27 protein-coding genes and 1 tRNA gene are annotated in these 24,049 nt (G+C 37.4%); 23 read left to right on the top strand and 5 right to left on the bottom strand.

All coding sequences use genetic code 11. The features are described 5' to 3' along the window. Positions 1-305 precede the first annotated feature (305 nt). The gene (gene pfkA / locus DIS06_RS05285) at positions 306-1,265 is read left to right on the top strand and encodes a 6-phosphofructokinase (RefSeq protein WP_110112196.1); all 960 of its coding nucleotides are present in this window, start codon (positions 306-308) and stop codon (positions 1,263-1,265) included. A gap of 15 nt (positions 1,266-1,280) precedes the next feature. Here pfkA and DIS06_RS20330 read toward each other — a convergent pair whose 3' ends face one another. Beyond that, complete coding sequence (locus tag DIS06_RS20330) at positions 1,281-1,424, bottom strand: hypothetical protein (RefSeq protein ID WP_204166753.1); 144 nt, start codon at positions 1,422-1,424, stop codon at positions 1,281-1,283. Between the two features lie 131 nt (positions 1,425-1,555). Between DIS06_RS20330 and DIS06_RS05280 the strand changes: the two genes are divergently transcribed. Then, positions 1,556-1,975, top strand: a complete 420-nt coding sequence (locus tag DIS06_RS05280; RefSeq protein ID WP_110112195.1) for a universal stress protein — start codon at positions 1,556-1,558, stop codon at positions 1,973-1,975. A gap of 201 nt (positions 1,976-2,176) precedes the next feature. On the opposite strand, the gene DIS06_RS05275 is transcribed toward DIS06_RS05280, so the two are convergent. Next, on the bottom strand, positions 2,177-2,416 hold the full coding sequence (locus tag DIS06_RS05275) for a DUF3931 domain-containing protein (protein ID WP_162595892.1): 240 nt from the start codon (positions 2,414-2,416) through the stop codon (positions 2,177-2,179). Between the two features lie 145 nt (positions 2,417-2,561). Beyond that, positions 2,562-2,813: a hypothetical protein gene (locus tag DIS06_RS05270; RefSeq protein WP_110112193.1), complete on the bottom strand. Its 252-nt coding sequence runs from the start codon at positions 2,811-2,813 to the stop codon at positions 2,562-2,564. A gap of 253 nt (positions 2,814-3,066) precedes the next feature. Here DIS06_RS05270 and DIS06_RS20910 point away from each other — a divergent pair, with 253 nt between their 5' ends. The 4 genes from DIS06_RS20910 to DIS06_RS20085 all read left to right on the top strand — a co-directional run bounded on the left by DIS06_RS20910 (position 3,067) and on the right by DIS06_RS20085 (position 5,564). Next, positions 3,067-3,300, top strand: coding sequence for a YuzI family membrane protein (locus tag DIS06_RS20910; protein WP_110112192.1), 234 nt, complete (start codon positions 3,067-3,069; stop codon positions 3,298-3,300). 86 nt (positions 3,301-3,386) lie between these two features. After that, positions 3,387-3,797, top strand: a complete 411-nt coding sequence (locus DIS06_RS05260; RefSeq protein WP_110112191.1) for a MerR family transcriptional regulator — start codon at positions 3,387-3,389, stop codon at positions 3,795-3,797. A gap of 102 nt (positions 3,798-3,899) precedes the next feature. Further along, positions 3,900-5,279: a hemolysin family protein gene (locus tag DIS06_RS05255; protein WP_110112190.1), complete on the top strand. Its 1,380-nt coding sequence runs from the start codon at positions 3,900-3,902 to the stop codon at positions 5,277-5,279. Positions 5,280-5,399: 120 nt separating this feature from the next. Beyond that, positions 5,400-5,564, top strand: a complete 165-nt coding sequence (locus DIS06_RS20085; protein ID WP_162595891.1) for a hypothetical protein — start codon at positions 5,400-5,402, stop codon at positions 5,562-5,564. 28 nt (positions 5,565-5,592) lie between these two features. Here the strand turns inward: DIS06_RS20085 and DIS06_RS05250 are convergent, their stop codons facing one another. After that, the gene (locus DIS06_RS05250; protein ID WP_239421889.1) at positions 5,593-6,693 is read right to left on the bottom strand and encodes a mechanosensitive ion channel family protein; all 1,101 of its coding nucleotides are present in this window, start codon (positions 6,691-6,693) and stop codon (positions 5,593-5,595) included. A 250-nt stretch (positions 6,694-6,943) separates the two neighbouring features. On the opposite strand from DIS06_RS05250, the gene DIS06_RS05245 reads away from it, so the two are divergent. From DIS06_RS05245 to DIS06_RS05225, 6 genes are all read left to right on the top strand, one after another. Next, a tRNA-Thr gene (locus tag DIS06_RS05245) sits at positions 6,944-7,017 on the top strand. A gap of 233 nt (positions 7,018-7,250) precedes the next feature. After that, on the top strand, positions 7,251-8,132 hold the full coding sequence (locus tag DIS06_RS05240; protein WP_110112188.1) for a helix-turn-helix domain-containing protein: 882 nt from the start codon (positions 7,251-7,253) through the stop codon (positions 8,130-8,132). Between the two features lie 145 nt (positions 8,133-8,277). Then, positions 8,278-8,415, top strand: coding sequence for a hypothetical protein (locus DIS06_RS20080; RefSeq protein ID WP_162595890.1), 138 nt, complete (start codon positions 8,278-8,280; stop codon positions 8,413-8,415). Positions 8,416-8,635: 220 nt separating this feature from the next. Next, on the top strand, positions 8,636-9,595 hold the full coding sequence (locus DIS06_RS05235) for an ABC transporter ATP-binding protein (RefSeq protein ID WP_110112187.1): 960 nt from the start codon (positions 8,636-8,638) through the stop codon (positions 9,593-9,595). Further along, positions 9,592-11,112, top strand: coding sequence for an ABC transporter permease/substrate-binding protein (locus DIS06_RS05230; protein WP_110112186.1), 1,521 nt, complete (start codon positions 9,592-9,594; stop codon positions 11,110-11,112). Before DIS06_RS05235 ends, DIS06_RS05230 begins: the two co-directional genes overlap by 4 nt. A gap of 126 nt (positions 11,113-11,238) precedes the next feature. Then, a complete protein-coding gene (locus DIS06_RS05225; RefSeq protein ID WP_110112185.1) occupies positions 11,239-12,096 on the top strand; it encodes an STAS domain-containing protein in 858 nt (285 codons plus the stop codon). Between the two features lie 55 nt (positions 12,097-12,151). Here DIS06_RS05225 and DIS06_RS05220 read toward each other — a convergent pair whose 3' ends face one another. Next, on the bottom strand, positions 12,152-12,538 hold the full coding sequence (locus DIS06_RS05220; protein ID WP_110112184.1) for a cupin domain-containing protein: 387 nt from the start codon (positions 12,536-12,538) through the stop codon (positions 12,152-12,154). A 120-nt stretch (positions 12,539-12,658) separates the two neighbouring features. On the opposite strand from DIS06_RS05220, the gene DIS06_RS05215 reads away from it, so the two are divergent. From DIS06_RS05215 to DIS06_RS05165, 11 genes are all read left to right on the top strand, one after another. Further along, a complete protein-coding gene (locus tag DIS06_RS05215) occupies positions 12,659-12,847 on the top strand; it encodes a hypothetical protein (RefSeq protein ID WP_110112183.1) in 189 nt (62 codons plus the stop codon). 161 nt (positions 12,848-13,008) lie between these two features. Continuing rightward, on the top strand, positions 13,009-13,875 hold the full coding sequence (locus DIS06_RS05210; RefSeq protein ID WP_162595889.1) for a PhzF family phenazine biosynthesis protein: 867 nt from the start codon (positions 13,009-13,011) through the stop codon (positions 13,873-13,875). A gap of 121 nt (positions 13,876-13,996) precedes the next feature. Next, positions 13,997-14,641, top strand: coding sequence for a hypothetical protein (locus tag DIS06_RS05205; protein WP_110112181.1), 645 nt, complete (start codon positions 13,997-13,999; stop codon positions 14,639-14,641). A gap of 46 nt (positions 14,642-14,687) precedes the next feature. Next, entirely contained in the window at positions 14,688-15,785 is a 1,098-nt protein-coding gene (locus DIS06_RS05200; protein WP_110112180.1) for a M24 family metallopeptidase, read from the top strand. Positions 15,786-16,171: 386 nt separating this feature from the next. After that, positions 16,172-16,753, top strand: coding sequence for a suppressor of fused domain protein (locus DIS06_RS05195; RefSeq protein ID WP_110112179.1), 582 nt, complete (start codon positions 16,172-16,174; stop codon positions 16,751-16,753). 518 nt (positions 16,754-17,271) lie between these two features. Further along, a complete protein-coding gene (pgsB, locus tag DIS06_RS05190; RefSeq protein ID WP_110112178.1) occupies positions 17,272-18,453 on the top strand; it encodes a poly-gamma-glutamate synthase PgsB in 1,182 nt (393 codons plus the stop codon). Positions 18,454-18,474: 21 nt separating this feature from the next. After that, positions 18,475-18,924, top strand: a complete 450-nt coding sequence (gene pgsC / locus DIS06_RS05185; RefSeq protein WP_110112177.1) for a poly-gamma-glutamate biosynthesis protein PgsC — start codon at positions 18,475-18,477, stop codon at positions 18,922-18,924. Positions 18,925-18,957: 33 nt separating this feature from the next. After that, entirely contained in the window at positions 18,958-20,235 is a 1,278-nt protein-coding gene (locus tag DIS06_RS05180) for a CapA family protein (protein WP_110112176.1), read from the top strand. 26 nt (positions 20,236-20,261) lie between these two features. Continuing rightward, entirely contained in the window at positions 20,262-21,818 is a 1,557-nt protein-coding gene (locus tag DIS06_RS05175; protein WP_110112175.1) for a gamma-glutamyltransferase family protein, read from the top strand. Positions 21,819-21,845: 27 nt separating this feature from the next. Further along, entirely contained in the window at positions 21,846-22,076 is a 231-nt protein-coding gene (locus tag DIS06_RS05170) for a CapE family protein (RefSeq protein ID WP_110112174.1), read from the top strand. 168 nt (positions 22,077-22,244) lie between these two features. Further along, positions 22,245-23,813 carry a gamma-glutamyltransferase family protein gene (locus tag DIS06_RS05165; protein WP_110112173.1) on the top strand — a complete coding sequence of 523 codons (1,569 nt, stop codon included), beginning with the start codon at positions 22,245-22,247 and terminating at the stop codon, positions 23,811-23,813. The last annotated feature ends 236 nt before the right edge of the window (positions 23,814-24,049 follow it).

Here is a 24,049-nt window from a genome sequence, read left to right as displayed (position 1 = left end):
AATTTTCTTTGTGATCTTGTTTGTATTATCTTTTTGTAACATTAATGTAACATAAATGGTGAAAATAGACGTCTGACTTTGTTTCTGGAAACGTGGATATGCATGTTTTTAAGCTAAACAGGACATGATAGTTCATGATTAATCATTAGCAATTATTTGTAAATACATAAGTCTATGGAGTAAAAGAAACGTTTGTTTGAGAAAAAACATAAAAAATATGTGAATTATTACACAAAGGGTTTAAAGTCGTGTAAAATGTAAACTTATAATAGATAGGTTATTTTTATTTTATGAGGTGATGAACAATGAAGAAAATTGGGGTATTAACAAGTGGTGGAGATTCGCCAGGAATGAATGCAGCCGTACGTTCTGTTGTACGAAGTGCGATTTATCATGGCTTAGAAGTATATGGTGTATATCAAGGGTATCAAGGGTTGATTGCTGGTAACATTAAAAAGCTTGAAGTAGGAGACGTTGGTGATATTATTCATCGCGGAGGTACAATGCTTTATTCAGCACGCTGTCCTGAGTTTAAGACAGAGGAAGGGCGTCAAAAAGGCATTGAGAATTTAAAGAAACATGGTATTGAAGGTCTGGTTGTCATTGGTGGAGATGGCTCTTACATGGGAGCTGTTAAGTTAACGGAGCTAGGTTTTCCTTGTGTAGGAATTCCAGGAACGATTGACAATGATATTCCAGGAACTGACTTTACATTGGGCTTTGATACAGCACTACACACGGTAATTGATGCGATTGATAAAATTCGTGACACGGCGACATCACATGAACGTACGTTTATTATTGAAGTAATGGGTCGTGACGCAGGTGACATTGCACTTTGGTCAGGTCTTGCAGGTGGAGCAGAAACCATTTTAATTCCAGAAGCAAAAGAAGAGTTTAGTGAGATGATACAGCGTTTAAAAAGCGGATTGGATCGTGGGAAAAAGCATAGTGTAATTGTGGTAGCTGAAGGTGTGGCTAGTGGCGATGAAGTGGCACGCCAATTAAAAGAAGCAGCCAATATTGATACACGTGTAACAGTACTCGGGCACATTCAACGTGGAGGATCTCCAACGGCAATGGACCGCGTGTTAGGAAGCCGCTTTGGTGGTCATGCAGTGCAACTGTTAATGCAAGGTAAAGGTGGGCGCGCAGTTGGTATTCGCCAAAATAAGATTGTTGATTATGACATCATGGAAATCTTAAGCCAACCACATAAAATTGACCTTGATATGTACAAATTATCAAAAGAGCTTTCAATTTAATAAAGTCAATCCCTCTTATAAAGGGGGATTTTCTTCTTTTTTTAGTTGTAAGCCTGTACCAGAACAAAGTTTGCATGTTTTTGTGTAGCGAACCCCAGGAATAATTTCAACTTTTCCTAAGCCTTTACAGCTTGGACAAATCATTTCAAATCCACTCATAGTAGGCACACCTCATTTTGTAATCGCTTTCTTTTTTTATTGTAACACAAACGTTAGTAGGAGTGCGAAATTTTCATAGAAAATATGATACACTACAAATAGAAGAAATTTCCTTATAGGGAGTGATACATATGTTTAAGCGGATTTTACTTGCATCTGATGGATCTGAACATGCAACACGAGCGACAGAGAAAGCAGTCGAACTTGCAAGTTTAACGAAAAATAGCTTTATTCAAGTAGTTTATGCAGTTGATGTCGAAACAATAAAGAATGATGTCATCAATAACTTCAATTCATTAGACAGAGACGTACTACGTGAAGAACGTATGAAAGCGACACAAAGTGTATTAGAGAAGTCAGATGTTGAATATGAAATGACGTTTATTCATGGTGACGCAGCGAAGACCATTATTGATTTTGCCAATCATAATAAGTTTGATGTGGTTGTAGTGGGAAGTCGTGGTCTAAATCCTGTGAAAGAAATGTTTCTAGGAAGTGTTAGTCATAAAGTAGCACAACGTGTGAAAGTACCGGTGTTAATTGTGAAATAATGAAAGAGAGAAAGTGTATCAAATAACGCAAATAGGGTTCTTGAAAAACACGCTTTTCCGATATAAGTGAGTGAAAGAAGTTCTTATCTAAATGTCTATTTCTGTAGAGTTGTTTTTGGGGAAGTGGTATTACAATTGCGATTAAAAAAAGCCTAAGTGCAAAAAGAGCGAGTTCTCTTTGCACTTAGGCCTTTCGCTTATTTATTCTTCAATCTTCATTGTTGCACTAATGCGCTCTGAAATCATCACATCCAATGTTTTTAAAAGGGTCGTCATGTCATCAATAGATGTGTTGTACGTAAGCATAACACGCTTGCCATTAGTATCTTCACCACATAAGATGAAGGTATTAAGCTCTGTTCGCTCACCATCTATTGATACACTACCACCTTTTTTGCGATAATCACTGACGTTGTAAACCTTAGAAGAATCGCGTTTCATTTTCTTCACCCCCATGCCTTAGTATAGTAAGGCTGGAAAAAGATATGACTAACATTAGACAATTTTTTGATGCTTTCAACAAAAAACGAAGGATGACTATTTAACAGTCTCCTTCGTTTTTTGTTTTTTCGTTTTTTGACTTCAATTATGCTACTTCCATATACATGCCAAGGCAAAATAACGAAATAACTAAAAAGAACGCTGAGTTAAATTTGTTTTCTTTAAATGTAGTAACAGCTTCAACAAGTAAAAATAAACTTAACATTAGTTGAATATATGGTAGATATTGAATATATGTGGTGGAGTCCGAATTTATAATTGCAAACCCAGCAAAAATAAGTGCACCAATTAAAAATAAATATTTTAATAGATTTAATCCTTTAAAAAGCCAGTTCATGCTTTGTCTTTCCCCCTCATCTTCTTGCTCTATCATATGATTATATCATCTTTTTATGTTCTTTCTCATGAAAGGAATGTGAACAATTTTAACCAAAAAAAATAAACTTGTCAATCAATTGAAAAGTCATTTACATAAGTCATGTATCTTCATCGTGCGTCACAGTCATACAAAAATCATAACCAAGGTAAATAAAACATATTTTTTATTGTAATCATGTAATGAACTATAATATGGAAAGGACTGGCTCAGTGTGGGGTTTGCCTTACGAACATGTTTTTTTATTTGTGGTATTTTGTTAAAAACAACGGCAGCGCTAGCACTTATGTTTGAGCTGAATTTACTTCCTATACATGGGCGAAACACAGATTATTACGTGCAAGTGCTTGCACTAAAGTTTCCGATGTATTTATTTATTATGGGATTCGTACTGATTGTGTGTAGTTTTTATTTTCCTAGAAGAACAAAACGTCGAGGAAAGGTGTAATTCGTCAAACTAAAACGTTTGACTGTATGGTTTAAACACTTTAAAATAAGAATATTAAGGAACGATTGGGGTGGTACGATGGGGCAGTGTATAAAATTGGTGAGCTAGCGGCGTTAGCGAATGTATCCAAGCGGACAATTGATTACTATACGAACTTAGGATTGTTGGAAGCAAAGCGCTCTCCGTCTAATTATCGCTACTATACGGAAGAAGCATTGTCTGAACTAACATTCATTGAATCGTGTAAAAGCTTACACATTCCGCTCGAAGAGATTAAAAGAAAGTTAGAGTGTAAGCGAAATAAAGAAGTAGAAAAAGAAGTCGTGATGAATCAAGCTACATTGTTAACGACTCAATTAGAACAAGTGAACAAAGAACTATCGAGCATAATGCCTATTATTCATAAGTTAGACGATGAGGAGAAACAACAGGTTACAAAACAGCTTTCACTTCAGTCTGACACACTTTTACAGTCACTGAGGCTGTTGTTAGTCTAATTCCTCCGTTTAGCGCAAAGAAAGTCATTGTGCGATAGCGTCTAATTTAAAACTTTAGGAGGTGACTTCCTTACTCGCATGTAGCGAGATAAGGAACGTTTCTTGGACATATTTAACTTACTTTTACTCGCGATCTTGATTGCGTTAACCGCTTTTTTCGTAGCGTCGGAATTTGCGATTGTAAAAATACGTAGTTCTCGTATTGATCAGCTCGTTGCAGGAGGTAGCGCTAGGGCAAAGGCTGCCAAAAAGGTTACAACTCACTTAGATGAGTATTTATCGGCTTGTCAACTTGGGATTACGATTACAGCACTTGGTTTAGGTTGGTTAGGTGAACCAACTGTTGAAAAGCTGCTTCACCCGCTTTTTGTAGAGCTAGGACTTAGTGAATCTGTTACGACCATCTTATCATTTGGTATTGCCTTTGCGTCGGTTACATTTTTGCATGTTGTAGTCGGAGAGTTGGCGCCTAAAACGTTAGCCATTCAAAAAGCTGAAAGGGTGACGATGTTATTTGCTCAGCCACTTATTTGGTTTTATCGTCTTATGTTCCCGTTCATTTGGGTGCTAAATGGATCAGCCCGTTTATTAACAGGGTTATTTGGACTAAAGCCAGCATCAGAGCACGAGTTAGCACATAGCGAGGAAGAGTTGCGTATTCTTTTATCGGAAAGTTATAAAAGCGGTGAAATTAATCAATCTGAGTTTAAATATGTAAGTAAGATTTTTGACTTCGATGATCGCGTAGCAAAAGAAATTATGGCTCCGAGAACTGAAATCGTGTCATTTGATAAAGAAGATACGCTTGAATACATTCTCGAAGTGGTCAAAGAAGAACGTTTTACACGTTATCCAATCGTTGATGGTGATAAAGATCACATTGTCGGTATGGTCAATATGAAAGAAATTTTAACAGAGATGGTATTTAACGAAAACAAAGATCAGTTAAAGTTAGCGCAATATATCCGTCCTGTTATTCAAGTGATTGAATCAATTCCAATCCATGACCTATTATTAAAAATGCAAAAGGAACGTATTCATATGGCAATTTTAATTGATGAGTATGGTGGAACATCAGGACTTGTTACGGTTGAAGATATTTTAGAGGAAATTGTTGGTGAAATTCGAGATGAGTTTGACGCAGATGAGCGTCCGCTTATTCAAGAAGTAAAGGAACACCACTATATTCTTGATGGAAAAGTACTTGTAAGTGAAGCGAACGAGTTACTAGGTATTGATATTGATGATACAGACGTTGATACAATGGGCGGTTGGGTGTTGACAGAAAAGTATGACATCAAACTAGGCGAGCAATTAACGTATGGCCCTTATACATTTAAGATAGCAGAGATGGAAGGGCACCAAATTCAGTATTTAGAAGTAACAAAAGAACAAGTAGAAACAGAAGTGATTCAACAAGAAGCAGTTGTTCAACCAGTAGCAAAACAGCAAACGATTTCGTTAAATAACGCTACATCATAAGTGAAAAAGGTACAGACAGCTAAAAACTGTGTGTACCTTTTTTATGAGAATATATATACAATTTTTTCTAAATAAGTTACTATTTAACTATTGTTATTTCATTAGATAGGGGTGTGGAAGATGCAGGCATACACAGAACAGCTAAAGTCGCAAGCACCAACGAATCAAAAGTACACGTACGGATTAGTGTTATGTCGAGACTGTAAACACGAAACCGTTATTCAAGTCAAACAACCTCAAGATGGGCATACGTTTTATTGTCCGATTTGCGGTGAAAAACAGTGAAAAAGCCTCCATAAAGGAGGCTTTTTTATTATCCACGTGAGCGTTCGAAAAATTCTTCTTGTTCTTTGACAGGTTGCCCATCTTTTTGAATAACGAGTGTGCGTGTTGGAAAAGCAATTTCAACATGTTCTTTTTCTAATATTTCCATAATGCGAAAGTTTACATCTTCTTTTACAGTTAAATAATCACCAAACATCGTTGTGTTTGTAAAGAAGTATAAATATAAATCTAAACTTGAATCGCTAAAGCGATCAAAGTTTACGAAGATCACTTCGTTATGAATCTCTGGATGTTCAATTAACATCTCTTTAATCTCTTTCACTACTTTTTCTAACTTTGCTTTCGGTGTATCATATGTGACACCTAAATGAAATGCAATTTGGCGCTTACCCATTTTGGCCCAGTTGATAATGGGTTCATTGGAAAGTGTGGAGTTTGGAACCGTCACAAGCGCTTGAGCAAATGTACGGACTCTTGTACTTCTGAATGAAATGTCTTCTACAACACCTTCAACGCTTGGTGTTTTAATCCAATCCCCAATCGTAAAAGGTTTTTCTGTAATAATAACCACTCCACCAAAAAGGTTCGCAAGTGCTTCGCGTGCTGCAAGAGCAAATGCGAGTCCACCAATACCAAGACCAGCAACAAATCCATTTACGTTAAAGCCCCATTGATCCGCAATGACAGATACAGATAAAGCAATCACAATGACGCGAATGGTCTTTTCAACAAATGGAATAATAATGCGGTCCACTTGGAAGTCAAAGTTTTTTGAGAACGTTGAAAAGAACAAAGAAGTAGAATCTGCTAGATTGAAAAACCCCCAACCTATTAAAATCATAAACGCAGAACGAACAATTTTCCCTTCGACTGTAGCGGATAAAAGTTCAAATGGTAAATAAGGGAGAGCCACTTGAATCCCGATAATAACGAAAACCCAGCGAAGTGGCTTTTCAAAAGCTTCAAGTATGTTGGTTACAATATCAACCTTTATGTTTTTGACAAGCCCGATAATAAATTTAAATAGATACGTTGTAAACAATTTTCGTAAACCAAGAAAAACAACAAAAATCCCAATCGCAATTCCGATATTTTTCCATTCATCTACGGTTAATGTAAAATCAAACACGAACAAAGAACCTCCTATAAAACATCTCAACTAAACATGTTAATAAGATAGCACAAAGTCACTTTTTATTCTATAGGAATCAATTTGTCAAATGATTTTGTCATTAGTCAGTGCCGAGCCTTTTGTGAGGGTAAGAGTATTTACTTATATCAATAGCTGCTTTTTGTTTAAAATGCTATGTTAAATATAAAAAACAGTTTAAAACTATTTCCATTTTTCTTTACATATGATACAATTATAAATGTCTAACGCTGATGTAGCTCAGTAGGTAGTAGCGCATCCATGGTAAGGATGAGGTCGCAGGTTCGATCCCTGTCATCAGCATCATCTAAAAAGGCACTTGGTTAAAACCAGGTGTCTTTTTTTTTGTATGGGATTTTGCATTTCTCAATCTCTCAAGATTTGTCGCTAGAAGTAGAAGAAATACATTTTAAAAGTGAAATAAATAGTCATTTGTGCTTATTTTCTGAAAAATCATCACTTTTTTATATGCTATTAGTCATAATTCTACTGTATAATGAATGCAACATGATTTTAGCGTTAAAGGGGAAAAGAAGATGCAGCAAAAACAATTAGGCCATATTATTCGTGAGCTGCGACAACTCGCAGGCTTATCACAACAAGAGCTTGCCGAAGGTATTTGTTCTCAAGCGCAAATAAGCAAGCTTGAAAAAGGAACTGAATTTCCATACAGTAATACGTTATATGAAATCTCAAGGCGCCTTGGAGTAGACATGAACTATTTCTTTGAAAATATGAACACGCCTCGACTTGACTACGTAGATGAAGTAAAAGGACTCATTCGACGATACGTAAGACAGCGCGATTATGAATCGGTTGCGTTTATGATTGAAAAAGAAAAAACAAGCCCACTTTTTCAAACTCCGTCGAACAAGCAGTTTTTAATTTGGCATGAGGGAATTTGTACGTATTATTTATATAAGCAAAAAGAGGATGCACTAAAAATTTTACAACACGCATTAGAGATTACCCAGACTCGAGAGCATTATTATAAAGAAAGAGAAATTGAAATCTTGACGAGCATGGCCATTGTGTATGATGAAGAAAATGAATATGAACACGCCATTGCTTCATTTAAAAAAGCATTGCAACATTTAAGTCAGCTCCCACAAATAAAAGATCCGCAAATTAAAGTGAGAATTTTGTATGGAGTATCACGCACGTATGGAAGAAGTGGAAACTATCAAGAAGCCATTCAGTTTGCACTGAAAGGTGTAAAACAATGTGTGAGTAATGAAAGTATGTATTTACTTGGGGAGCTTTATTACATGGTAGGTTATTCAATGGCCCAATTAAAAAGAGAGAAAGAAGCTGTCGATTATTTTAAGAAGGCTATATTAATTTTTGACCTTAGTAGTAACAAGCAGTTAATTAATATTGTAAAAAGAGAGCTTGAAAAACTGAGTATTGAAATATAACTATTATTATAATTTTTTAAGAAAATAGGAGTAAAACTAATATTTGGTTAGAAAATAGCCGGTATACGCTCTGTAGAAAGAAAAGTAACAATTTTTAGTTTGTAGTACAATAGGTTTATAAATAATATTTTAGGAGGAAATGAAAATGAAAAAAACAATAATGAAGTTAAGTATGGTAGTGACTGTAGCGGCAGCGGTATTTGCATTTGGAGGAACAGGAACGGTAACAGTTCAAGCTGAAGAGCCGACATTCAAAGCGTATATCTTACCAGCTCAACATTAATCTCCAAAAATAGAAGGTACTAAGCCTTCTATTTTTTAGTTTTCTTCATAAAATGAGAGCATGTAATCCCCACACTTTTACTGAAAAAAGTGTGTTTTTTTGTTTTGTACGTGAGGATAAAAACAGTAGAACTAGAAAAAATAAGAAAAAGAGGTTTCGGCGATGAATCGAAGGGGTATGAGTTATTGTTATGAATAAATGAGCGAGGAGTGCGGTTGGATTGATTACATTCAAGCATGTATCTAAAGTGTATGAAGATGGAACAAAAGCCGTTCATGATGTGGATTTAGAGATTAAAGACGGTGAGTTTTTTGTGTTTATCGGGCCGAGTGGGTGTGGGAAGACGACGACACTCAAGCTTATTAATCGGTTGCACGAAGTAACAGATGGTGATTTATATATTAACGACAAACGAGTGATTGATCATAAAGTTCATGAGCTTCGTTGGAATATTGGCTATGTACTTCAACAGATTGCGTTATTTCCACATATGACGATTGCAGAAAATATTGCGATTGTTCCTGAATTAAAGTCGTGGAAAAAAGACGATATTCAAAAACGCGTGGATGAATTGTTAGAGCTAGTAGGATTAGAACCTCATATTTATCGAAATCGCAAGCCTTCTGAATTATCAGGGGGTCAACAGCAACGAGTAGGAGTAGCACGTGCACTTGCAGCAGATCCTCCTATTATTTTAATGGATGAACCGTTTAGTGCACTCGATCCACTAAGTCGCGAACAGTTGCAAGAAGATTTTTTACGATTAAAAGAAAAGATTCAGAAAACCATTGTGTTTGTAACACATGATATGAGTGAAGCGTTAAAGCTTGGCGACCGAATTTGTTTAATGAAAGACGGTGAAGTGGTTCAAGTCGGGACAGCGGAAGATTTCATTAAACGCCCCAAAAATGAGTTTGTAAAATCATTTATTGGTGACCAACAAACTGTGCTTGATCTTTCATTAAAAGAATTTGTGCAAAAAGGAAGTGTTCACATACCGATTGAAACCTCAGAAATCATGGATGCCAACGAAACCATTGGTGATGCGTTAGAAAAACTGCGACATCACGAAGGAGTTAGCATTGTGGAAAATAGTATTCAAATCGGTGTGATTACCCGTCAAAGTGTCGTCACTTTTCTTTATGAGCAACGTAAAGAAGGGAGAGTGATAGCACGATGAATGCTGTTCAAGCATTACTAGAAGCGCGTGGATCGGAACTTTTACAAGCGTTATTAGAGCATATTCAAATTTCAGTACTAGCACTTATTATTGCGGTAGCCATCTCTGTTCCGTTAGGTATTTATTTAACGAGAAAACCAAAAATAGCAGAGCTAATTATCGGAGTGACAGCTGTTTTACAAACGGTCCCGTCTCTTGCGCTACTAGGGTTACTAATTCCTCTTTTTGGAATTGGAAAAGTACCAGCAATTATTGCGCTCTTTTTATATTCGTTATTACCAATCTTGCGTAATACATATACAGGAATTAAAGAAGTCGATTCATCGTTAATTGAAGCAGCGAGAGCGATGGGGATGACGTCATCTAAACGACTTTGGAAAGTAGAGCTCCCTCTTGCGTTACCGGTTATTATGGCTGGAATACGAACAGCGATGGTACTGATTATCGGAACCGCTACAATCGTTGCGTTAATTGGAGCAGGGGGATTAGGAAGTCTCATCTTGCTTGGAATTGACCGAAATGATAATGGTCTTATTTTATTAGGAGCAATACCTGCTGCGATATTAGCCATTTTATTTGACGTCGTTCTTCGGGGCATTGAACAATCATCACGAAAAGGGTCAGGAAAGCGATCATTTATTTTAGCGACTGTGCTTGTCTTGCTTCTTGCGTCACCGTTTGCGTTTATGAAAGCAGCAGAGCCAGATTTAGTCATCGCGGGTAAAATTGGTGCGGAACCTGACATTTTAATTAATATGTATAAGTTGTTAATTGAAGAAGAAACGGATTTGAAAGTAGGGTTAAAGCCATCAATGGGAAAAACAACGTTTGTGTATCAAGCGTTACAGAGTGGAGAGATTGATGTATTCCCTGAATTTACAGGAACAGTTATTGTCACACATATGAAAGAACAAGCCGTAAGTAACGATGCACGAGAAGTGTATGAACAAGCAAAAAGAGGAATGGACGAACAATTTAATCTTGCTTATTTAGAGCCGATGCAGTTCAACAATACGTACGCGTTAGCGGTACCGACTGAATTTGCTGAGGTAAAGAATTTGAATACAATCTCTGACTTACAGAATGTTGTAGATGAGCTAAAAGTAGGGTTTACGCTAGAGTTTAAAGATCGAGAAGATGGTTATGTTGGGATTCAAAAAGAATATGGCCTCACATTTAATAACTTGCAAACGATGGAACCGAAGCTACGTTATCGAGCAATTGAAACAGGAGATATTAACTTAATTGATGCGTATTCTACTGATGCCGAAATCAAGCAGTTTAATTTGAAAGTGTTAGAAGATGATCAAGGGTTATTCCCGCCATATCAAGGCGCGCCGCTTTTGCGAAAAGAAACAGTCGAAAAGTATCCAGAAGTTGAGAGTGCACTCAATAAACTTGCTGGTCAAATTACAGATGATGAAATGCGTGAGATGAATTATCAAGTAAACGTAGAAGGAAGAATGGCTGCAGACGTTGCGAAAGAATATTTAACGGCGAAAGGATTATTGAACTAAGAAAGTGTGTGTCAAAAGGAGAGGTTCGTTCTTCTTTTGACACAATCGCTTTCGTTTTGCTTTTTTACATACTTATTCTTTTGGAATAGAATCATAGAGTGCGAACTAATTAATAGAGGTGTAGAGATGGAAACACAAACAAATCAATTTTATACTCATTTACTTAACGAGTGTGACACGATATTAGAAGGATGGTTACAAGCGAGAGAAATAAAGTCGCATTCTATTTACTCAGCGGATGCTCCGATTGAGATAGAAGAAAAGCTAAGTCATTCAACTCGAATTCTCATTCAAGCAGTATGTAAAATGTTTCATAATGATGAAAGTGGTTTTGAACAAGGAATAAAAGAGTGGACCGAAGAAGTAGCAGAGCGTCGAGCTTCCAATCAAACACCAATCTATGAAATCATTCAACAATTCTACAATTTACGAACAGCGTTTTGGGATGTGATTAAACAGTATGTCATCGAGTATGAGTCGGAAGTTTCAACAGTAGATGTATTAAAGTGGAGTGACATGATGAATCGTTCATTTGATTATGTGATTACACAATTTGTAGAAGAATACTACAAATTTAATCATGAGTTGTTAACAGCTCAACAAGAAATGATTAATGAATTAAGTTCACCTATTATACCGATTACAGCAACGATTGGTGTGTTACCTTTAGTCGGTGACATTGATACGAACCGAGCGAAATATATTTTAGAATCAACATTGAGACAATGTGAAGAACGTAAAATATCTCATTTGTTTATTGATTTATCAGGTGTGCCAATTGTTGACACGATGGTAGCACATCAAATCTTTCAAGTAGTTGACACGTTACGATTATTAGGTATTCAAGCGATTTTATCAGGTATTCGCCCTGAAGTTGCGCAAACGGCGGTCAATCTTGGCCTCGACTTCTCAAATATCCCGACGCAGTCGAATTTAGCGAAAGCTCTTGCTTCGATTGGATTAGAAATGAAGATACACGCATAAGAAAGCCCTTGCTTCATCCTTTTATGATCCAAAGGATGGCAGGGGCTTGTTTTATTTAGTATAGAGAAGTTTCAGGAGTAGGGGTAGGTAGGAATTCTTTCATGAATTGGTCAGGTTTAATATCTAGTCCTTCAATGACAATGGCCATCATGCCTGTTTCACTTCGAGCAGCATGGTATTCACCAGCTTTCCAAAAGGCTGCTTCGCCAGCTTTAACTCGCATTTCTTGTTTATCACTTCCTCGAACAATCCCTTCTCCCTGTACAACAAGAAACAATTGTGGAACGGTTGTTTCGTGAGTCCCGATGCAATCCCCACTATTGACATACATACAGCTCATATGGACATCCCCGGTGTTGGCTAACAATTTTGTCATCTTAAAGTGCGAATCATACTGGGTAATTAATGTTCCTTCTTCTTGAGCAAAGCGAAACAGCTTCATCGTGTCATCTCCCTTGAGAATAAAATAGGTTTATATCATCGTATGATTCTAGAATTAACTATTAGAATCCTTTTTCGTTTGTATTTATTTTACATAAAAAGAAAAAGGATGATATTTTAAGTGAGTGTTCCGTTAAACGCATTAATTTTTGTGCAAGGCGGTCTATTTAATATTAGTGTGCACTATTTGTTTGCTCTAGTATTAGCGTTAGGTTATTTGAGCTTGCTTGCGTCGATGCTCGAAAAAGTCGAACATTCATGGTCATTCGTAACAAGTTTAATAAAAGCGGTCTGTCGTTCGCATCACTAGATAGTTGCTTTGAATCGTGATGAATAAGTTTTTAACTTATTGTCTACAGACTGTATAGATGCTTTAAAAGATATCGTTTCTCTAATGTGTGATCATCGCCAATTTCTTATAACTACGATACAATAGAACGTATGAATGTCGTAAGGGAAGGAGTATGCATCATGAGGATTGTACATACAGATGTTTTTGCATTAGAAGAAGGTGGGGGGAACCCATGTCCGGTTGTACTAAATAGTGATGGGCAAACAAATGAACAAATGCAACAATTAGCGAAGGAATTCGGTGTTGAATGTGTGTTTGTAGTGGCGTCGTCTCATGAAGATTGTGAGTGGAAGTTTCGCTATTTTGTTCCAAATAATGAAATGAGTATGTGTGTGCACGCAACGATTGGAGCGGTAACCGTTTTAGTGAAAGAAGGACAAGTAACGCAATCCCCACTATTTATTGAAACAGCGCTAGGCGTAGTGGAGGTACATTGGGAAAAAGAAAACGATGATGTATTTGTCACAGTCAAGCAATGGGAGCCTGTCTATCAAGAGCGTATACCCTCTGTAAAAGAACTATCCGAAGCACTACAAATTAATGAGAGCGATGTTGCTGATTTACCGCTTGAATTAATTTCAACGTCTCGTTCTAAGTTACTCGTTCCGATGAAAGATGAAGAAACACTGCATGGCATTGAGCCTGCATTTGAGAAGTTATGGGCATTATGTGATCAGTATGAAACAACGGGGGTTTATCCATTCGCGGTTGTAAAGCATAAGGTAAACACATTTCAAGCAAGACAGTTTCCCAACAACTCAGGATACAAAGAAGACTCCGCTACAGGAGTGGCAGCTTCCGCGTTAGGTGTTTACGCATTCAAACATGGTCTGTTGACTGAAAAAACAAACGTCTGTCATGTTATTCAAGGTGTGGCAATGAACAAGCCAAGTATCATGATGGCTCGAACAGTGATTGAACAGAATCACATTGTTAGATCAGAAGTGATTGGCAGTGCGATGATACGGAATAAAAATAATCGCTAATAAAAGCAGGGGAATTTATACGTAGTTTCTAATTATATAGAAGATAACCAACTAATGACTCGTCCATAGTAACCACCAATGTGTCACGATTTGTGTACACCAAATAAAGGAGTTGTGCGTCATGACTATTTATGTTGCATCACCTACGATTGTGCTGATGCCAGAACAGACCGCAACACAGTGGAAAGCATACGGACAAGGAACGCTTTTAGGAGCATTTGTTTGGGGAGAAGATTGCCAAACACTCTTAAACAAGCTACAAGATGATTGTTTAATCAACAATCAAATCATTCGAAAGCATAACGACCGGTTTTTTATTGAGTTTAACGATGCAAAAGTTAAGTGTTCTCTAGAATCTTTTATAAAGACGTGTCGTGTGAGTGAAGAACGTGTACATTATCAGCTTGTATACACAGATCACTGGTCTGAGGCAGTGTCTCAAAATACATTATTAGTGAATGTAGATGGTTTTTTAGCACCTATTATTCAACTCGATCATACAGGTGAATTTGAGTTAGTTGAAGGTAAAGAGGGTTTATCGATTCTTTTAGATGATGAAGGAGATAAGGTTTTCCATTCATCCATTTCTCATACGTTTGTGTTAGATGGAGGCTATTATCTCTTATCAGATTTAAGTTTTATTAATGACCGAGATGCGAAAGATTACGTGATCAAGCATTACTTTCACGAGGGTGTATATGAAGTTTATAACGAGTATAGTGAACAAGGTTGGCTTGTGAGGATTACAATTCAAAAGAAAAGGTAACAGTGTTATCATAGACTTGCAGGTTTATTTTGAAAGGAGATTTTTTATGCAACAACGACTTCAACAGGTGATTGACTGGTTAAAAGAGAATAAGCAAGACTTTTCTTTTATTCATTCAACGGAGAATGTGTTTTATTTAACAGGGTTTTATACAAATCCACATGAGCGCTTACTTGGACTATTTGTATTTCCAGAAGCAGAGCCATTACTTGTTTGTCCAGCGATGGAAGTGAACCAAGCAAAAAGCGCAGGTTGGGAATATGAAGTATTAGGATATGAAGATCATGAAAATCCATGGGAGCTTCTGAAAGAATCTTTACATAAACGAAACGTGACAACAGCTTCCACGATTGCTGTTGAAAAAGAGCTCCTTTCATATGCACGTGCTGAAGAACTATTGAAGATTTATTCAACGGCTACACTTGTGAATGCTGAAGAGAAACTGAATGAACTACGTGTTGTAAAAGAGCCACTTGAAATTGATGTTTTAAAACAAGCAGCTGAACTAGCTGATTATGGCGTTCAAGTTGGGGTTGAAGCGTTACAAGAAGGCGTAACTGAAATGGATGTTCTTGCAAAAATTGAGTATGAATTAAAACGAAAAGGCATTCGGGAGATGTCGTTTTCAACGATGGTATTATTCGGGGAAAAATCTGGTGAACCACATGGGAATCCAGGACTTCGTACGTTGAAAAAAGGAGATTTTGTTTTATTTGACTTAGGTGTGGTGTTAAATGGGTATTGTTCAGATATTACGCGTACCGTTGCATTTGGTCACGTTTCCGACAAGCAACGTGAGATTTATGAAACCGTTAAACGTGCCCAACAAGCGGCACTCGATGCATCAAAACCAGGTACGCGAATTGGTGACCTAGATATCATTGCACGAAACATCATTACAGAAGCTGGATACGGACATTACTTCCCTCATCGTTTAGGGCATGGACTTGGTATCAATGTTCATGAATTCCCATCGATGAGTAAAACAAATAATGACGTATTAAAAGAAGGGATGGTCTACACCATCGAACCGGGCATCTACATCCCAGAAATCGGCGGTGTACGCATTGAAGACGACGTTGTCATCACAAAAGACGGCGCAAAAACATTAACAAACTATCCAAAAGAACTGCAAATTATTTAAACAACAATGATTTCAATTCTAGCGAAAAAGACATGACAACTCTCTCGTCATGTCTTTTTCGCTATTAACTTCTGCTAAACATCTAAACCTTTGAAGTCTCTTCTAAATTCTTTAGTAACGAGTTCATCTAAACAAACATTCATATCTCTCAAACAAGAAAACACTCTACAAACATTTACCTAGCCCTCTCCGACCCCCCCACAAAAATCCACATAAGCGAAAGACGCCAACTCGACAAGGGGGGCGTCTGTCGCTTATGTCTGTGAGATAGATCAATATATTACGAGAAGATGACAATTTCGGGATAAATGCCATAAAACGTTTCATTCATGCGAATCTTATAATATGCTTAAGTGAGAAGTGTGGATGCAAGGAGGAACTAGTTTATGAGTAGTACATATACAAAAGACCAAGAAATGATTATACATAAAGCCGCAGACGTGTTTGGGAACGATTATAGTATTGAGGACTACAGTGATGATCGTCAACGAAACTCAGCGCATGTGTTAATGTGTGATGATTCACCTCGAGAAGGGGTTACTTCGTATGCGACGATTGGCGGGTACCATTGTCCAACGGGTTATACAGTTGGTGGTACACCGTTACGTATTGAAATTGTTGCAGCTTGTCAATCAAGCTTTACAATTTTTCCAACAATTTTAGCAGCTTGTGTGTATCATATGATGAAATCGCACGTTTCCATTTTTCCTGGAGCCATTTATAAAGACATCATCCATATGATTGATGACAAGTTTCATATGCAACATATTTTGTTAATTCCCCCATTTCTATGGGAAAGCTTGTCGACTATTGAATTAGATGATAAGAAGGTCACCTGGCTTCAAGCCGTTCCTATTTCAGAAAAAGAGCGTACATTTGCGTTAGAACATGGCGTGGATTCATTATTAAGTCGTTTTGACGATGCGCAAGTTAATGTGTTTAATCTTGAACGACGATCTGTGTTGTAAAAAAGATATTTTAATATAATAAAATATTAGGTAAATAGAATGTGCTTATACAATAAGTCTACATTCTATTTTTTTTTGTATCGGATAATAGTCTGTATTTTTAGAATAATGTTTCCTTTCATTTTCCAACTAAAAGAAAAATAGTGGAGCACTTGGTTATTGTATCCAAATGCTCTTTTTTTGGTTTGAATCGATAGAATCACTTTGATTTAAGACTTTTGTTTTGATTTTCCTAGGTTTATCCCTCTTATGTAAAATTATAGGTTAATACAGGACTTTTCACTCATTAGATACGGTTTAGGTGTAATATTGCTGTAATTTAAATAACACACTTTATAACATTCACAGTGAAATAGATGTGTTACTATGACATTGGTTTTGTTTTAGGCGAATAATTTATTTCGCTGAGAAGTAAAGAAAAAAGCTTTACGAAGGGCTGAATTGAAATCATTCTTTTATCTGTTTGTTCTTTCGTAAAGTAAATAAAAAAAGACCCTGTGTGGGAAGGAGAGTCAGGTATGATACTCATCATTGTTAGTTGCTTATTTTTACTTAGTTATGGAGCCTGGGAGTACCGCAGACATTTAAAGAAACTGCATTCCATCCCAATCCGAGTAAACATTAATGGAATTCGCGGGAAATCAACCGTGACAAGGTTAATTACAGGGATCGTAAAAGAGGCTGGTTACAAAACAGTTGGTAAAACAACTGGAACACAAGCTCGTATGATTTATTGGAACACGTCAGAAGAGGAGCCGATTATTCGTCGTAAAGAAGGTCCAAACATCGGTGAACAACGACGTGTTGTGAATCAAGTGGCAGATATGGGTGCAGAAGCGCTCATTTGTGAATGTATGGCGGTGCAACCAGACTACCAAATCACATTCCAAAATCAATTAATTCAAGCGAAAGTCGGCGTCATTGTAAATGTGTTAGAAGATCACATGGATGTAATGGGGCCAACATTAGACGAAGTTGCTCAAGCATTCACAGCAACGATTCCATACGATGGATACTTAGTGACCATCGAAAGTGAGTATTTAGAATACTTCAAAGAAATCGCTGAACAGCGAAACACAAAAGTGATTGTCGCTGATAACAATAGAATTTCAGAAGAATATTTACGTAAGTTCGATTACATGATTTTCCCGGATAACGCCTCAATTGGTTTAGCCGTGGCAGAAGCATTAGGAATTGATGAAGAAACAGCATTACGCGGAATGTTAAATGCTCAGCCAGATCCAGGGGCGATGCGTATTACAGCATTTGGTGATGCAGAAAAGCCAGCATTCCTTGTAAATGGATTCGCAGCAAACGATGCTTCATCTACATTACGTATTTGGGAACGTGTTGATTCAATGAACTACAGCGAAAAGCTCCCAATCGTTATCATGAACTGTCGTCCTGACCGTGTGGATCGTACAGAGCAGTTCGCAGTAGATGTAATGCCTCATATTGAAGCAGACATTATGATTGCAATTGGTCAAACAACATCACCAATTGCGGATGCACATGCTCGCGGAGAACTTCCAACAAAAGAGTTCTGGGATATGGAAGATGCATCAACAGAGGAAATCTTAAATCGCATGAAACCATATTTACAAGATCGTATCGTGTACGGAGTTGGAAATATCCACGGAGCAGCTGAACCGTTAGTAGAAGCGATTATTGACATGAAAACGATGAAAAAAGCAGTTTAATTTAGGAGGCGAAACATAGACATGTTCGGATCAGATTTATATATCGCACTCGTATTAGGGGTAGCATTAAGTTTAATTTTTACAGAAAAAACAGGTGTATTACCTGCAGGTCTTATCGTACCAGGTTATTTAGCGTTAGTGTTTGATCAACCAGTCTTTATGCTTGTTGTTTTATTAATTAGTATGTTAACGTACGTAATCGTTGTGTATGGAATTTCAAAATTTATGATCTTATATGGAAGAAGAAAGTTCGCAGCGATGTTAATTACGGGTATGTGTTTAAAACTTATTTTTGATTACGCGTATCCAATTGTACCGTTTGAAATGTTTGAACTTCGCGGAATCGGAATTATCGTACCTGGCTTAATTGCAAATGCCATGCAAAAACAAGGATTACCATTAACAGTAGGAAGCACGTTACTACTAAGTGGAATCACGTTCGGAGTTATGCAAGTTTACTATTTGTTTTAATAAGACCAATCTTAAGCATATAAGGTGGGACGTATGAAGAAAAAAAAGCTGAATTTCCAAGAGAAAATATTAATGTTTATTAAAAAGACGAAGCCATCAAGCGCCCGTCAAGCACTTATTCTTACGCCTATCATTATTGCTGTTTTAGCGGTAGCGGGTTGGATGGAACGTTCGCAAGCGATTGAAAATCCGAAACTCGCACAAAATAGCGATGATGAAATTACATTGACGATGGTTGGCGATATTATGATGGGTCGTCATATTAAAGAAATTACAGAACGCTACGGAGAGGATTTCATTTTTCGTAACGTAAAAGGATTCTTTGAAGAATCAGACTATGTAAGTGGTAACTATGAGCACCCTGTTATTAAGGGTGAAGAAAACACGTATGACAAATTAGATAAAAGCATTCATTTATCAAGTAATGAAAAAGATTTACAAACAGTAAAAGATGCAGGGTTTGATGTATTATCACTTGCAAATAACCATACGATGGATTTTGGTGTAAAAGGCTTGGAAGATACGATGCAAGCATTTAAGAAAAACCAAGTGGACTATGTTGGAGCAGGGAACAACATGGATGAAGCAAAACAAGCAATCTCTTATAAAGAAGTAGATGGTGTTCGCATTGCAACGGTTGGTTTTAATGATGTGCTTGTAGCAGGTATGAAAGCCGATCAAAACCGTCCGGGTGTGTTAGATGCAGATCCAGATGTTATTTTTGAAGTGATTCAAAACGCGAAAGATAACGCAGATTTAGTTGTTGTTAATGCTCACTGGGGACAAGAATATGATGTAGAACCAAGTCCTCGTCAAGAAGGTTTAGCAAAAGCGATGGTTGATGCCGGTGCAGATATTATTGTCGGTCACCATCCACACGTTGTGCAATCATTTGATGTCTATAATGGAGCGGTTATTTTCTATAGTTTAGGTAACTTTGTATTCGATCAAGGTTGGTCAAATACGAAGAACAGTGCAATGGTTCAATACCATTTAAATAAACAAGGGGAAGCGACAGTCGATGTTATCCCAATGCAAATTAAAGAAGGAAGTCCACAACCAACAGAAAGCAAGTGGAGACAAAATCGCATTTATCGTGATTTAACCAAGTATTCTTCAAATGAAGCACGACTTGAAAAAGAAGGGAACAAGTTCCAATTGAAACTTGATCACCAACATGTCACAGAACGTGCTAAAGAGCGTAAACAAAAAGAAGAACAATCAAATGATAATGCGCAACAAGAACAAACGAATACAAATGAAGCACCAGTGAACAACACAGAAGAAGCCTATCCTGAGAATGCTCAGTAAGGCATAACCCAAGGAGGTGAAGGTTGATGAGAAAGTGGAAGCTTATCATCATTTCGGTTCTCATCATTTCACTGATCATTGGAATTGTTTCGTATCAAACGGTTTTTAAAAAAGAGCCTTATGCTGTTAGTACATCTGACCCTGTGGCAACACAAATTGGGTTAGATGTACTAGAAAACGGCGGAACAGCGGTAGACGCTGCTATCGCGATTTCGTATGCGCTTGGTGTTGTAGAACCATACGGATCAGGAATTGGTGGAGGAGGCGGAATGTTGATTGATCCAGCAGACGCTGACCCAACGTTCATTGATTATCGTGAAACAGCACCAAGTGATAACAAAGGAAAGGAAGGTGTTCCGGGCTTTGTTGCAGGGATGGAATACATTCATGATAACTATGGAACACTTCCGATGAGTGATTTAATTGATCCTTCCATTGAAGTAGCAAAAGAAGGATTTGAAGTTGATCAATCGTTACATGACCGTTTAAATTCGTATAAAGATAACATTGATGAAGAAGAATTGGATAACTTTTATCCTGATGAAGAAGCAATTGAAACAGGTAAAACACTTAAACAACCAGATCTAGCAAAAACGCTTGAGCGTATTCAAGAAGATGGTACAAAAGCGTTTTACGAAGGACGAATTGCTGACAGCATAAAAGATGAAACAAAGATTTCTTCCGGTGATTTAGAAGATTACGAGGTTGTCGAGCGTGAACCGCTCGTTGAATCATATAAAGGTAATGAAATTGTGACCGCACCACCACCGTTTTCAGGTACAACACTCATTCAAATGTTGAAAATGGTAGATAAAGAAGAAGTGTGGAAATTAAAAGAAAAAAACCCGAGCCTATATTATCACTATATGGGTGAGATTTCAAAGAAGGCGTACAAAGACCGTCTAGGTAAAATAGCAGATCCTGCGTTTATTAAACAAGCGACAGATGATTGGACAAATGATAAGTATGTGGATCTTCTACGTAAGCAAATTAACTCAACACAAGCAGATAAAACAAAAGTAAGTGATGTAGAAGAGCACGAAAGTACGACTCATTTTGTTGTTATTGACCGTGATGGAACAGTCGTATCAACGACCAATACGTTAAGTAACTTCTTTGGAAGTGGAAAAAATGTGGATGGATTTTTCTTAAATAATACGATGGATACATTTGGTGATGGTATTAATAAGAAAGAAGAAGGGAAACGTCCGCGCACATTCACTGCACCAACGATTATTCGTGATGCAGAGAATGAATGGGTATTAGGAATTGGAACTCCAGGTGGGAACCGAATTCCACAAGTGCTAACGCAAGTAATTGGCAACTATTTTGAAGATGGCCAATCAATTAAACAAGCCGTTGAGTCCGATCGAGTTATTTATGATTCTAGTAAGCTCTATATGGAAAAAGAGCCGAATGAACAAACAACGGATGCCTTAAAAACATACGGATACGAATTACCTGAAAATGACAATCCGATGTTTTATGGTGGTGTCCAAGCGTTAGTGAAAGATTTAGAAGAAGGCGACATTAAAGGTGCTGCTGATTCCCGCCGTGAAGGCGTTTGGAATAAAGAAAAATAGGAACAATACAAATTGGAGGAATGAAAAGTGGTTGCGTTAAAACGTGCAGTAGGAGCAATTGTACCAGTAGTCATTGTAGCAGGATTAGTTGTAACATTAGGAGCATTAAAACATTCAGACACATTATCACCGATTGAAGAACAGAAGATTGAGCGAAACTTACAAGTTGCTGAACAAGCGGCTCAACAAAAAGTGCAAGAAGCAAAACAAACTGTTCAAAATCAACAACCTGTACAAACTCAACCAGACAGTAAGTAATTTCATGTAAATGGCTTAAAAATAGCCCATTTATACTTGAACTAAAAACCCCTGCATAAAACATCCCGTTCATTTTGTGGATCACATGCAGGGGTTTTTACTGGAAAAAAACGTATGTAAAGATGATTTCTACTAAATGTACGACACAGCAAGGAGGAACACATCACAATGAAAAAAGTAAACAAAGTGGTCGCCCCTCTTTTATCATTTGCGTTACTTGCAGGAGGAGTGGCTACTGCACAACCAGTACATGCGGAAACAACAGAAAAAAATTATGGGGTAAGTGCATCTGATCCATTGGCGGCAAAAGTAGGGATGGAAGTGCTTGATAACGGAGGAAATGCCGTTGATGCAGCCATTGCCGTCTCATATGCATTAGGCGTTGTGGAACCGTATGGCTCAGGTATTGGCGGTGGAGGCGGAATGCTTATCGCCCCAGCTGAAGAAGGAACAGATGCTTCTTATATTGATTATCGAGAGGTAGCACCGAGTTCAGAAAAAGGAAGTGTAAGTGTTCCTGGATTTGTAAAAGGAATGGAAGTAGCACATGACAAATATGGCACAAAGCCGATGGAAGAACTAATCGAACCTTCAATTGAGTATGCAGAAGAAGGATTTGAAGTGAATGAGATTTTACATTGGCGACTGAAAGTATCAAAAAACCGAATGCCGATTGATGAGTTATCTAACTTTTACCCTGATGGTGAGGCCATTGAAGCGGGTGAAACGTTAAAACAGCCAAAACTTGCTGAAACGTTAACAAAAATTAAAGAAGACGGTGCCGATGCTTTTTATGAAGGAAGCATTGCTGATGAAATGGAGAATGAAACGAACATTTCAAAAGAAGATTTACAAAACTATGAAGTTTCAACAAAAGACCCAGTTGTCGGTAAATATCAAGGAAAAGAAATGTTATCAGCTCCATCCCCTTTTTCAGGGGTCGCGCTGATTCAAATGTTAAAAATGATTGAAAAAGAAAACATCTGGGCGTTAAAGAAAGAAGACCCTGCGACGTTTTATGAAAAAATGGAGCAAGTCAAAAACGTCGTGTATGAAGATCGTTTTGTGAACATGGGAGACCCGAAGTTCCATGATCAAGATTCAGAAAAATGGGTAAGTGATGAATATGTAGACGATTTAATTGAAAAGATGGATGATGTTGAGCAAAATGACGACAAAGTAGATGAAGAAGAACATGAGAGTACAACGCACTTTGTTGTCATTGATCGTGACGGAATGACAGTTTCGTCTACAAATACGTTGAGTAACTTCTTTGGTACAGGTGAACAAGTGAATGGCTTCTTTTTAAATAACAATCTTGATACATTTCACGATGGAAAGAACAAGAAAGAAGAAGGAAAGAAGTCACGTACCTTTACAGCGCCAACGATTATTCGAGATGAAGGTGAATGGGTAACGGGGATTGGCTCAGCTGGTGGAACACGTGTGACGCAAATTTTAGCACAAGTAATGGCTGAGCACTTTGAAGGTGAAGTATCTGTGGGCGAAGCAGTAGCAGAATCCCGCTTTGTATTTGATAAGGGCTCGATGTATGTAGAAGAAGAGCTTGATGAAGACACGCAAGAAGAATTAAAAGAAGATGACCAAGAAGTAACGGTGAAAGAAGATGACATTTATTACGGTGGTGTGCAAGCGCTCGTGAAAAATCGAAACAACGAAATTGTAGGGGGCGCAGGTGATCCAAGACGTAAAGGTGTCTGGGAGAAAAAGCAATAACACGTAGAAAAAGACACGAATGCGGCAGAGAAAGCATTTGTGTCTTTTTTTGTAAGTCATAACATCTAGTACGAAAGACTTAAATCGTTCGTTTTATTAGAATGGCTATAACTTTCTTCTCAAGAATGACAGCGCTTTGATGTGTATAATAAGAAAAAACTTCTCGAATTTGAGAGGATTAATTGTTAATTTCTGATAAGAAATGCAACAATACATAATACTAGAAACACATGGTA

It is taken from the genome of Bacillus sp. CGMCC 1.16541, assembly GCF_003184905.1.
GTDB lineage: Bacteria > Bacillota > Bacilli > Bacillales > Bacillaceae_H > Priestia.
This window is presented reverse-complemented; position numbering and strand designations above follow the sequence as displayed.

Coding starts and splice junctions, on each gene's coding strand:
- pfkA (WP_110112196.1), top strand. CDS start 306: ATGAAGAAAATTGGGGTATTAACAAGTGGTGGAGATTCGCCAGGAATG.
- DIS06_RS20330 (WP_204166753.1), bottom strand. CDS start 1,424: ATGAGTGGATTTGAAATGATTTGTCCAAGCTGTAAAGGCTTAGGAAAA.
- DIS06_RS05280 (WP_110112195.1), top strand. CDS start 1,556: ATGTTTAAGCGGATTTTACTTGCATCTGATGGATCTGAACATGCAACA.
- DIS06_RS05275 (WP_162595892.1), bottom strand. CDS start 2,416: ATGAAACGCGATTCTTCTAAGGTTTACAACGTCAGTGATTATCGCAAA.
- DIS06_RS05270 (WP_110112193.1), bottom strand. CDS start 2,813: ATGAACTGGCTTTTTAAAGGATTAAATCTATTAAAATATTTATTTTTA.
- DIS06_RS20085 (WP_162595891.1), top strand. CDS start 5,400: ATGCAGGCATACACAGAACAGCTAAAGTCGCAAGCACCAACGAATCAA.
- DIS06_RS05240 (WP_110112188.1), top strand. CDS start 7,251: ATGCAGCAAAAACAATTAGGCCATATTATTCGTGAGCTGCGACAACTC.
- DIS06_RS20080 (WP_162595890.1), top strand. CDS start 8,278: ATGAAAAAAACAATAATGAAGTTAAGTATGGTAGTGACTGTAGCGGCA.
- DIS06_RS05230 (WP_110112186.1), top strand. CDS start 9,592: ATGAATGCTGTTCAAGCATTACTAGAAGCGCGTGGATCGGAACTTTTA.
- DIS06_RS05225 (WP_110112185.1), top strand. CDS start 11,239: ATGGAAACACAAACAAATCAATTTTATACTCATTTACTTAACGAGTGT.
- DIS06_RS05220 (WP_110112184.1), bottom strand. CDS start 12,538: ATGAAGCTGTTTCGCTTTGCTCAAGAAGAAGGAACATTAATTACCCAG.
- DIS06_RS05210 (WP_162595889.1), top strand. CDS start 13,009: ATGAGGATTGTACATACAGATGTTTTTGCATTAGAAGAAGGTGGGGGG.
- DIS06_RS05205 (WP_110112181.1), top strand. CDS start 13,997: ATGACTATTTATGTTGCATCACCTACGATTGTGCTGATGCCAGAACAG.
- DIS06_RS05200 (WP_110112180.1), top strand. CDS start 14,688: ATGCAACAACGACTTCAACAGGTGATTGACTGGTTAAAAGAGAATAAG.
- DIS06_RS05195 (WP_110112179.1), top strand. CDS start 16,172: ATGAGTAGTACATATACAAAAGACCAAGAAATGATTATACATAAAGCC.
- pgsB (WP_110112178.1), top strand. CDS start 17,272: ATGATACTCATCATTGTTAGTTGCTTATTTTTACTTAGTTATGGAGCC.
- pgsC (WP_110112177.1), top strand. CDS start 18,475: ATGTTCGGATCAGATTTATATATCGCACTCGTATTAGGGGTAGCATTA.
- DIS06_RS05180 (WP_110112176.1), top strand. CDS start 18,958: ATGAAGAAAAAAAAGCTGAATTTCCAAGAGAAAATATTAATGTTTATT.
- DIS06_RS05175 (WP_110112175.1), top strand. CDS start 20,262: ATGAGAAAGTGGAAGCTTATCATCATTTCGGTTCTCATCATTTCACTG.
- DIS06_RS05165 (WP_110112173.1), top strand. CDS start 22,245: ATGAAAAAAGTAAACAAAGTGGTCGCCCCTCTTTTATCATTTGCGTTA.